This window comes from Candidatus Thiosymbion oneisti (assembly GCF_900092655.1).
GTDB classification, from domain to species: Bacteria; Pseudomonadota; Gammaproteobacteria; order Chromatiales; family Chromatiaceae; genus Thiosymbion; species Thiosymbion oneisti.
Genome location: NZ_FLUY01001722.1, coordinates 1 through 7,348 on the forward strand (window position 1 = coordinate 1; position 7,348 = coordinate 7,348).

At 58.9% G+C, this 7,348-nt stretch carries 10 protein-coding genes and 1 pseudogene; 5 read left to right on the forward strand and 6 right to left on the reverse strand.

The window, feature by feature from the left end; translation table 11 throughout:
* Positions 1-315: 315 nt before the first annotated feature.
* Positions 316-1,197, reverse strand: a complete 882-nt coding sequence (gene nifH, locus BQ17_RS18290; RefSeq protein WP_089729585.1) for a nitrogenase iron protein — start codon at positions 1,195-1,197, stop codon at positions 316-318.
* A gap of 243 nt (positions 1,198-1,440) precedes the next feature.
* Here nifH and BQ17_RS18295 point away from each other — a divergent pair, with 243 nt between their 5' ends.
* The 3 genes from BQ17_RS18295 (at position 1,441) to BQ17_RS18305 (ending at position 3,286) form a co-directional block, all read left to right on the forward strand.
* Positions 1,441-2,355 (forward strand): Rpn family recombination-promoting nuclease/putative transposase, encoded by a 915-nt coding sequence (locus tag BQ17_RS18295; RefSeq protein ID WP_089729587.1) that lies wholly within the window; start codon positions 1,441-1,443, stop codon positions 2,353-2,355.
* 340 nt (positions 2,356-2,695) lie between these two features.
* On the forward strand, positions 2,696-2,977 hold the full coding sequence (locus BQ17_RS18300) for a type II toxin-antitoxin system RelE/ParE family toxin (protein ID WP_089729588.1): 282 nt from the start codon (positions 2,696-2,698) through the stop codon (positions 2,975-2,977).
* 9 nt (positions 2,978-2,986) lie between these two features.
* Positions 2,987-3,286, forward strand: a complete 300-nt coding sequence (locus BQ17_RS18305; RefSeq protein ID WP_089729600.1) for a HigA family addiction module antitoxin — start codon at positions 2,987-2,989, stop codon at positions 3,284-3,286.
* Between the two features lie 190 nt (positions 3,287-3,476).
* Here BQ17_RS18305 and BQ17_RS18310 read toward each other — a convergent pair whose 3' ends face one another.
* The 4 genes and pseudogenes from BQ17_RS18310 to nifB all read right to left on the reverse strand — a co-directional run.
* Complete coding sequence (locus BQ17_RS18310) at positions 3,477-4,055, reverse strand: nitrogen fixation protein NifQ (RefSeq protein WP_089729590.1); 579 nt, start codon at positions 4,053-4,055, stop codon at positions 3,477-3,479.
* A 2-nt stretch (positions 4,056-4,057) separates the two neighbouring features.
* Positions 4,058-4,405 (reverse strand): 2Fe-2S iron-sulfur cluster-binding protein, encoded by a 348-nt coding sequence (locus BQ17_RS18315; RefSeq protein WP_089729591.1) that lies wholly within the window; start codon positions 4,403-4,405, stop codon positions 4,058-4,060.
* Positions 4,406-4,433: 28 nt separating this feature from the next.
* Positions 4,434-4,718 carry a 2Fe-2S iron-sulfur cluster-binding protein gene (locus tag BQ17_RS18320; RefSeq protein WP_089729592.1) on the reverse strand — a complete coding sequence of 95 codons (285 nt, stop codon included), beginning with the start codon at positions 4,716-4,718 and terminating at the stop codon, positions 4,434-4,436.
* Positions 4,719-4,922: 204 nt separating this feature from the next.
* A pseudogene (nifB, locus tag BQ17_RS18325) lies at positions 4,923-5,969 on the reverse strand (nitrogenase cofactor biosynthesis protein NifB); the annotation flags it as partial.
* Positions 5,970-6,568: 599 nt separating this feature from the next.
* Here nifB and BQ17_RS18330 point away from each other — a divergent pair.
* Both BQ17_RS18330 and BQ17_RS18335 read left to right on the forward strand, forming a co-directional pair.
* Complete coding sequence (locus BQ17_RS18330) at positions 6,569-6,829, forward strand: AbrB/MazE/SpoVT family DNA-binding domain-containing protein (RefSeq protein WP_089729595.1); 261 nt, start codon at positions 6,569-6,571, stop codon at positions 6,827-6,829.
* Complete coding sequence (locus tag BQ17_RS18335) at positions 6,830-7,162, forward strand: type II toxin-antitoxin system PemK/MazF family toxin (protein ID WP_089729597.1); 333 nt, start codon at positions 6,830-6,832, stop codon at positions 7,160-7,162. It begins immediately after the preceding gene.
* On the opposite strand, the gene BQ17_RS22930 is transcribed toward BQ17_RS18335, so the two are convergent.
* Positions 7,148-7,348, reverse strand: a 201-nt coding sequence (locus tag BQ17_RS22930) for a hypothetical protein (protein WP_218068347.1), incomplete at its 5' end; no start/stop codon positions are given. The genes BQ17_RS18335 and BQ17_RS22930 overlap by 15 nt on opposite strands.

The window sequence follows — 7,348 nt, forward strand, 5'->3', positions numbered from 1 at the left end:
ACCAGCTGAAGCTGGTAGGTTGGGCCACTAAAGTGGCCCTCGGCGGACTCAACCGCCGACTGAAGATAATCCATCTGAAGATGGAGGTTTGCACCTCGATCCGCCTACGGCGGACTGAAGTTTTTTGGGACAATCAATGGGTTAGTTTTTAGACAGCCTCTTAGTGAGCTGCGCTACGCTGGTCGCTTGGCGGCGCTGGAGCGTCGGGATTTGCTCCCACGCTGGAGCGTGGGAGCCAGCAAGGCTCCCCTGTTCGGGCGCCGCGGCGGCCCCGCCGTCGGTCGCCCGGTTGTATGAATGGACCTGTCTCATGCATCAGGCGGCCGCCGCGGCCGCGGCGGTCTGACCGATAATGGACTCGTCTTCCTCTTCCAGGACCCCGAACTCCATCAGCAAGTCCTCCAACTCATCCATGCTGATGGGCGTAGGGACGACCAGATTCTTGTTATCGACGATCTTTTGGGCCAGCTCCCGATATTCCTCGGCCTGGGAGTGCTTGGGGTCATACTCGATGACCGTCATGCGGCGAATCTCGGCGCGTTGCACCACGTTATCCCGGGGCACGAAGTGGATCATCTGGGTCCCCAGCTTCTTGGCCAGGGCCTGGATCAGCTCGTTCTCACGGTCGGTATTGCGGCTGTTGCAGATCAGGCCACCGAGACGCACGCCGCCGGAGTTCGCGTACTTCACGATCCCCTTGGAGATGTTGTTGGCCGCGTACATCGCCATCATCTCGCCGGAGACCACGATGTAGATCTCCTGGGCCTTGTTCTCGCGGATCGGCATGGCGAAGCCGCCGCACACCACGTCGCCGAGCACGTCATAGAAGACAAAGTTCAAATCTTCGTCATAGGCGCCCTCCTCCTCGAGGAAATTGATGGCCGTGATGACGCCGCGACCAGCGCAACCAACCCCGGGCTCGGGACCGCCGGACTCGACGCACTTGATATTGGAGTAACCCATCCGCAGCACGTCCTCGAGCTCCAGGTCCTCCACGGAACCCGACTCGGCGGCCAGGTGCATGATGGTCTCCTGGGCCTTGGAGTGCAGGATCAGGCGGGTGGAGTCGGCCTTGGGGTCGCAACCGACGATCATGACCTTCTGGCCGATCTCGGCCAGCCCCGCGACCAGGTTTTGGGTCGTCGTCGACTTACCGATGCCGCCCTTGCCGTAGATGGCGCATTGACGCAGTGCCATGGTGGGATCTCCCGATTGACTCGCTGCTCGCAGCGGGTGGAACAAAAGCGCGTTCCCTCTCCTTGTTGCAAGCCCCGTACCAATCGCCGAAACAGTGGTCAATGGCTTGATATAGCGAGCATTTCCTTGAGCAATCGGGCGGCTGGTAGCAGGCAGGTGGTAGCATAGGCGACAAAGCCGGGCCGGATGTCCAGATAAGCACAGACCAATCGAACGAAAACCCTTTTGCGGAGGAACACCCGCATGAAAAAAGCAACCGGCCGCCAGATCATCACCTTCGACTGGGCCATCAAGACCGTTCTGCGGGACAAGGCCAACTTCGATGTCCTGGAGGGTTTTTTAGCGGCCCTGTTCGGGCGACCGATTGTCATCCTCGATCTACTGGAGAGTGAGAGCAATCGGCTTGACGATAGCGACAAATACAATCACGTGGATCTCCTGGCTAAGACCCAAGACGACGAGCGGATCATCGTCGAGGTGCAATACCTCTCGGAAATGGCCTACCTCAAGCGCCTGACCTACGGCACCGCCAAGACCATCGTCGAGACCCTGAAGCTGGGCGAGCCCTACGCCAATCTCAAAAAAGTCTACTCCATCAGCCTCCTCCATTTCGACGTCAGCCATGATGGTGACGACTACATCTACCATGGCAAGACCGAATTCACGGGCCTGCATACCCATCATCCCGTGACCCTGAAGAGATCCCTGGTCGGCGATCAGATTCGCATCGGAGAGACCAATGTCTTTCCCGAGTACTATCTGATTCCCCTGAAACGCTTTACGGACGTGGTTCGGGACGACCTGGATCAGTGGGTCTATGCCTTCAAGAACAACGAGGTGCTGGACGAATTCACCGCTCCCGGTATCGGCGCCTTGAAGGACAAGCTCGATTATCTGAAGCTGGATGAACGGGAGCGGCGCAGGTTCGACAAGCATATCGATGCTGTCCGCTCCGAGTGGGGAGTGATCGAGCATGCCAGATGGGAAGCCGAGGAGGCCAGACAGGAAGGGTTTGAGGAAGGGCTTGCGGAAGGGCGTGAGGAAGAGCGGAAAATCCTCGTCAAGTCGCTGTATGACAATAGGATGACCATTGAAACTATTGCCGCATCCATGGGACTTTCCGAACCAGCGATACGCCGGTTGCTCAATGACGAATGAAATCACGATAAGAAACAGAAATTCGAGCTCGCGTAGGGCGGATAAGCTTGCGCCATCCGCCGGATGCTAGCCATCTCCGTCGGGTGGCGGCCATCCCTGGCCTAACCCGACCTACGGGCTACCCGGAACGACGGTGAGATGCCAAGTCGTAGGTCTTCACGGACCCGATGCCGCTTTGGGTGCGGACTTACCAGCTTTTACAACACCCTCCGGAGGAGGGCGTCATCTTTTGCGACACCCTGAATGGCTCATTTAGTTCACGGAACCAGGTAAAAGTGAAACCGGAGAAATGCACGTATAGCAAGAACGCCTGGCAAACGAAAAATGTTATGCTCTCTGCATGATTAAATCGTTTAAGAGAGAGGAAACCGAAAAGATTTTCCGTGGACAATTCTCGCGCAGATTGCCGCAGGATATACAGTGGGTAGCCGCACGCAAGCTGGAACAACTCCATGCGGCCACGGTGCTGGAGACCTTACGCGTGCCGCCTGGCAATCGACTGGAGGCATTGACCCACGATCGCCAAGGACAGCATAGCATCCGTGTGAACGATCAGTGGCGCGTGTGCTTTGTATGGCGTGACGGTGACGCCTATGACGTAGAAATTGTGGACTATCATTGAGGGAAAATGATGACGAAGCGTGACTTTTCGCCGATTCATCCTGGGGAAATTCTGCTTGAGGATTTTTTAAAGCCGATGCAGATAAGCCAGTATCATTTGGCCCAAGCGGTTGGGGTGTGGCCACGTCACATTAATGAGATTGTCCATGGGAAACGGGGTATCACCGCGGATACTGCCTTACGACTGGGACGCTTTTTCGGAATGGAGGCCCAATTCTGGATGAATCTCCAAACCCGGTACGATCTTGAGACCACACGCGAAGCCATGGCCGATAGGCTCGACCAAGAAGTCTGTGTACACATGGCCTAACCCGCATATCTCACCGAGGATTGTCGTCCTGGTGGAATTCGCAGCCGCGCTCGCTTTGCTGTGAGCGAAAAACGATGCGGCTTGCTGTGTTCACTATCTCCCACTCTTTGCGCCTTTGCGGTTTAAGAAACGACCTGTATGGCACCGAACCCATTCGTGGGTAACGGGTATCGCCGGAAACAACTTCGGCTCAGGCTTCGGGTCCAAAACAGCCCTGATAATCGACGCAGACCTCGCAGGAGGGCGCGCGGCAGGTGTAGACCCCCTCCGTCTCGCACAGCTGCTTGTAGAGAAAGCGCTTCCATCTCATGTCTCTGACGTTGCGCGCCGCGAGGGCCGGGAAGTTGCGGCGCATCAAGGCCGTCAAATCCGTTCGGGACCAGAGACCGAGGTCACTCCATAGATGGTCGGAGGCCATGCAACCCGCTGCCACGATATGGGCCATCCAGACCTCGGACGGCGATACACCAGCCTTGTCGATCAACATCAGCCGCACCAGGTCGGCCAGCTCGTCGGGTCGTGGTTCCGGAGCCGCCAGACCCGGGAAGGCGGGAGCAGGCAAGGTTGCTCCGGGAAAGTGATGCCCCACCAGGCAATGGAAGGCGGCGGGTGACAGCCCGAGCCAAGCCGGCAGGGAACCCCTCCCCGTCCACGCGCTGGCGATCATACAGGCCAACGCATGGTCGTTACCGATCCCGGTGGCCCGCGCTATCAGCAGGCCGTAGATCCGCACCGCATGATCGATGGTGATAGGGAGCGCGCCGGACATCTTCAGAACTCTACCAACAGGTCTTCGTCGCGAACGATCATCTGGCATGCCAGGCGCCACTCGCTCGGCAAGTCGTCGACGAGCATTTGCTCGACCTCTTCTTTGGTCAGCTTGCCCAGCTCGTGCAGGACGTTCTTCTCCTTCTCCGTCAGGGGACCACCCATACGATCCTTGCCGTCGATGCTGGTCACACGCACCAGGCAGCTTCCGCACTCGCCATCCTGACAGTCGAACTGGACGGGCACCCGGTGCTCCTTGGCGAGCTTGAGGATGGTTTCGGTGTGGCTGCCTGCTACCGCATAGACGGTCTTGTCCTTGAATTCGGGGTTCGAAAAGGTAACCAGGCCCATAATAGCGCTCCGGGTTGGGTGTTGATGGTCAGGCGGGCTTGACCCGGCAATCGCCGAGGATCTGCGCCTGGCAGGCCAGCCGGTCGTGGCGACCGGCCAGGTTCTCGCGCAGGATCTTCTCCTCTAGCACCGAAGGCGCGGTGAGGTTGTTCCAACCCGCGGTGACATGCATCATGCAGGTTCCGCAGTCACCCTCGCGGCAACCGTAGATGATGCCGGCCCCCACCTTCTCGGAAATCTCGATGACGCGCGTACCCGCGGGGACATTGACGGTTTGCTCGATATCGTCGAATGTAATTTTCGCTTTCGGCATAGCGTCGGACTCCTAAGAGGCTGTCTAAAAACTAACCCATTGATGTTGCTTGATATGGCGTGACCAATCCGATCGCAATCAAGCCCTTGATCCCCCCTCTCCCCAGCCCTCTCCCCCCAGGGGGCGAGGGAGCCAACCGGGCAAGTTCTTAGACAGTCTCTAAGGCCCTGTTGACGGTTATCCGGGCTCGGGCGATTGCTGGCACGCCGCGCGGTCGGCCTCGATGGTCGCATGGACCCGCCGCCGCACCGCCATGGCCTGGTCGTAATCGACCTCCCGGTGTTCGATCTTGTCCAGGGTGAACTCCCGGCACCGATCCTCGCCGAGCAGACCCACGGCATCGGCGCGGCACTGACGGCAATGACGCATGATGTTCATGTCGCCGGCGCAGGCGTCCCGCAGCACCCGCAGCTCCTCACGGGTCGGGCCGCGCTGTCCCGTGACCCCGAAAAAGGTGCCGTGCTTGGCGTCGGCGATGAGCGGCATCAGGTTATGCAGGAAGGCCCCTTTGGCCTTGACGTACTGCGCGACCGCTCTCAGGTGTACGTCGTTCACGCCGGGGATCACCACCGAGTTGATCTTGACCAGGACCCCCCGCTCGACCAGCATCTTCAGACCCTTCCGCTGCTGCTCGATGAGGATCGCCGCGGCCTCAGCTCCCTCGATCCGGTGCTGGTTCCAGAAGATCCAGGGATAGATCTTGACCCCCACTGCCGGATCGATACAGTTGATGGTGATGGTCACATGGCTGACCCGGTGCGCGCAGAGCACATCGACCAGCTCGGGCAACGCCAGCCCGTTGGTAGACAGGCACAGTTTGAGGTCCGGCGCCTGTTCCGAGAGCTTGCGGAAGGTTGCAAAGGTGCGTTCGGGATTGGCAAGCGGATCGCCGGGACCGGCGATGCCGACCACTGCCAGCTGGGGGATAGCGGCGGCCACGGCCAGGACCTTCTTCACCGCCTGATCCGGGCTCAAGAGCTCGGACACCACGCCCGGGCGCGACTCGTTGGCACAGTCATACTTGCGATTGCAGTAGTGGCACTGAATGTTGCACGCTGGCGCCACGGCCACATGCATCCGGGCATAGTGATGGTGCGCCGCTTCCGAATAGCACGGGTGGTCCCGTATCTGCGCCCGGACCTCTGCGGGCAGCCGGGAGAGTGGGTCCCCACCGCCGTGGCCGCTCGCGGCGCAGCCGATGCGCCCCGTCGATACCGCCGGCGCGCCTTGCCCCAGGATTTTCAGCTCCATCGGCTGGTCTCCGGAAAAGTCGCGGGCGCCGTCGCTCGCGTGATTCGAGATCGCTTCGGATACTTTACCAAGCAAATGCCATGCCTAATCCGAAACGCGCGCATTCCGGATTGATTTTCAAGGCACTGAGCCGCGCGTAGGGCCTCACTTGTCGGGTTTGCAACAAGCGGCGGGTGGCCCCGGTGTCGGAAGACGGACAGGACACCTGGTGCCTGATGCCGGAGACGCTCGCCTAGGGGGCGTTCTTAATTAAAAAATTATCTAAGGATAACAACCCGTTACGAGCTCGCGTAGGGCGGATAAGCTTGCGCCATCCGCCGTATGCCAGCCACCTCCGTCGGGTGGCAGCCATCCCTAGCCTGACCCGACCTATGGGCCTGATTTTCGTGATGAGTTGGCTCAATTGAGAACGCCCCCTAGTACCCCATTTCGCATGATTTTGCTGTAGGGAACGCCCTCCGTGGCGTTCCGAGCAGCTTGCGGAACGGCACGGAGGCCGTTCCCTACACATGCAATATCGATTGCAATAAGGTACTAGTTGACAATCCTTATGAAATTACTTCAAACTCAGTCATGTAGATACTTAAGGAGATACACTTATGAACGCAGAGATCAAGCGATGGGGCAATAGCGCAGCTATTCGGCTCCCCGCGCAATTGATTCGGGCTTTGGGACTATCCGTAGATAGCCTGGTAGATATGCACTTGAAAGATAATTGTATTGTCATCGAACCCATCCAAACACCGGAGTACGGGCTCGAGTCTTTGCTCGAAGCATCGACCGCTGACCAGTTTGCGCTCGAGGACGATGATCGAGAATGGCTCGACGCACCCCCGATAGGCCGTGAGGACCCTTTGTAAATGCCTAGTTACGTGCCGGACCGAGGAGAAATCCTATTCACGGATTTCGATCCGGCGCGCGGGCATGAGCAGGCAATGAAGCGCCCCGCCCTGGTCCTTACGCCACGGACCTTTAACAAGAAGGTTGGACTTGCGCTCGTAGCGCCGATTACGAGCCGTGTCCGGGGTCACGCCTTTGAGGTTCCGCTCCAAGGTAGTAGGACCACCGGAGTTGTCCTTTGTCACCAGATCAAGATGATCGACTACCGCGCCCGCGGGGTACGGAAGATCGATGTCGCCGCGAATACCGTGTTACAAGATGTAATGGCGAAAGTAAGGTCACTTGTCTCCTGACTCGATAATCGCCACTGCGATGAAAGTGAGAAGGCTCTTTATGGATTCCGGACTGCCAACGATCATAGAAGGGTTCCACTGGACGTTTTGGAGTGCGGCGGCCACTTCCCCCCGATGCTTACCGGAACCGACAGCGCGAGGCATAAGCCGGGGATCGGCCAAGTGGCACCATCCTGCCGCCGCTTT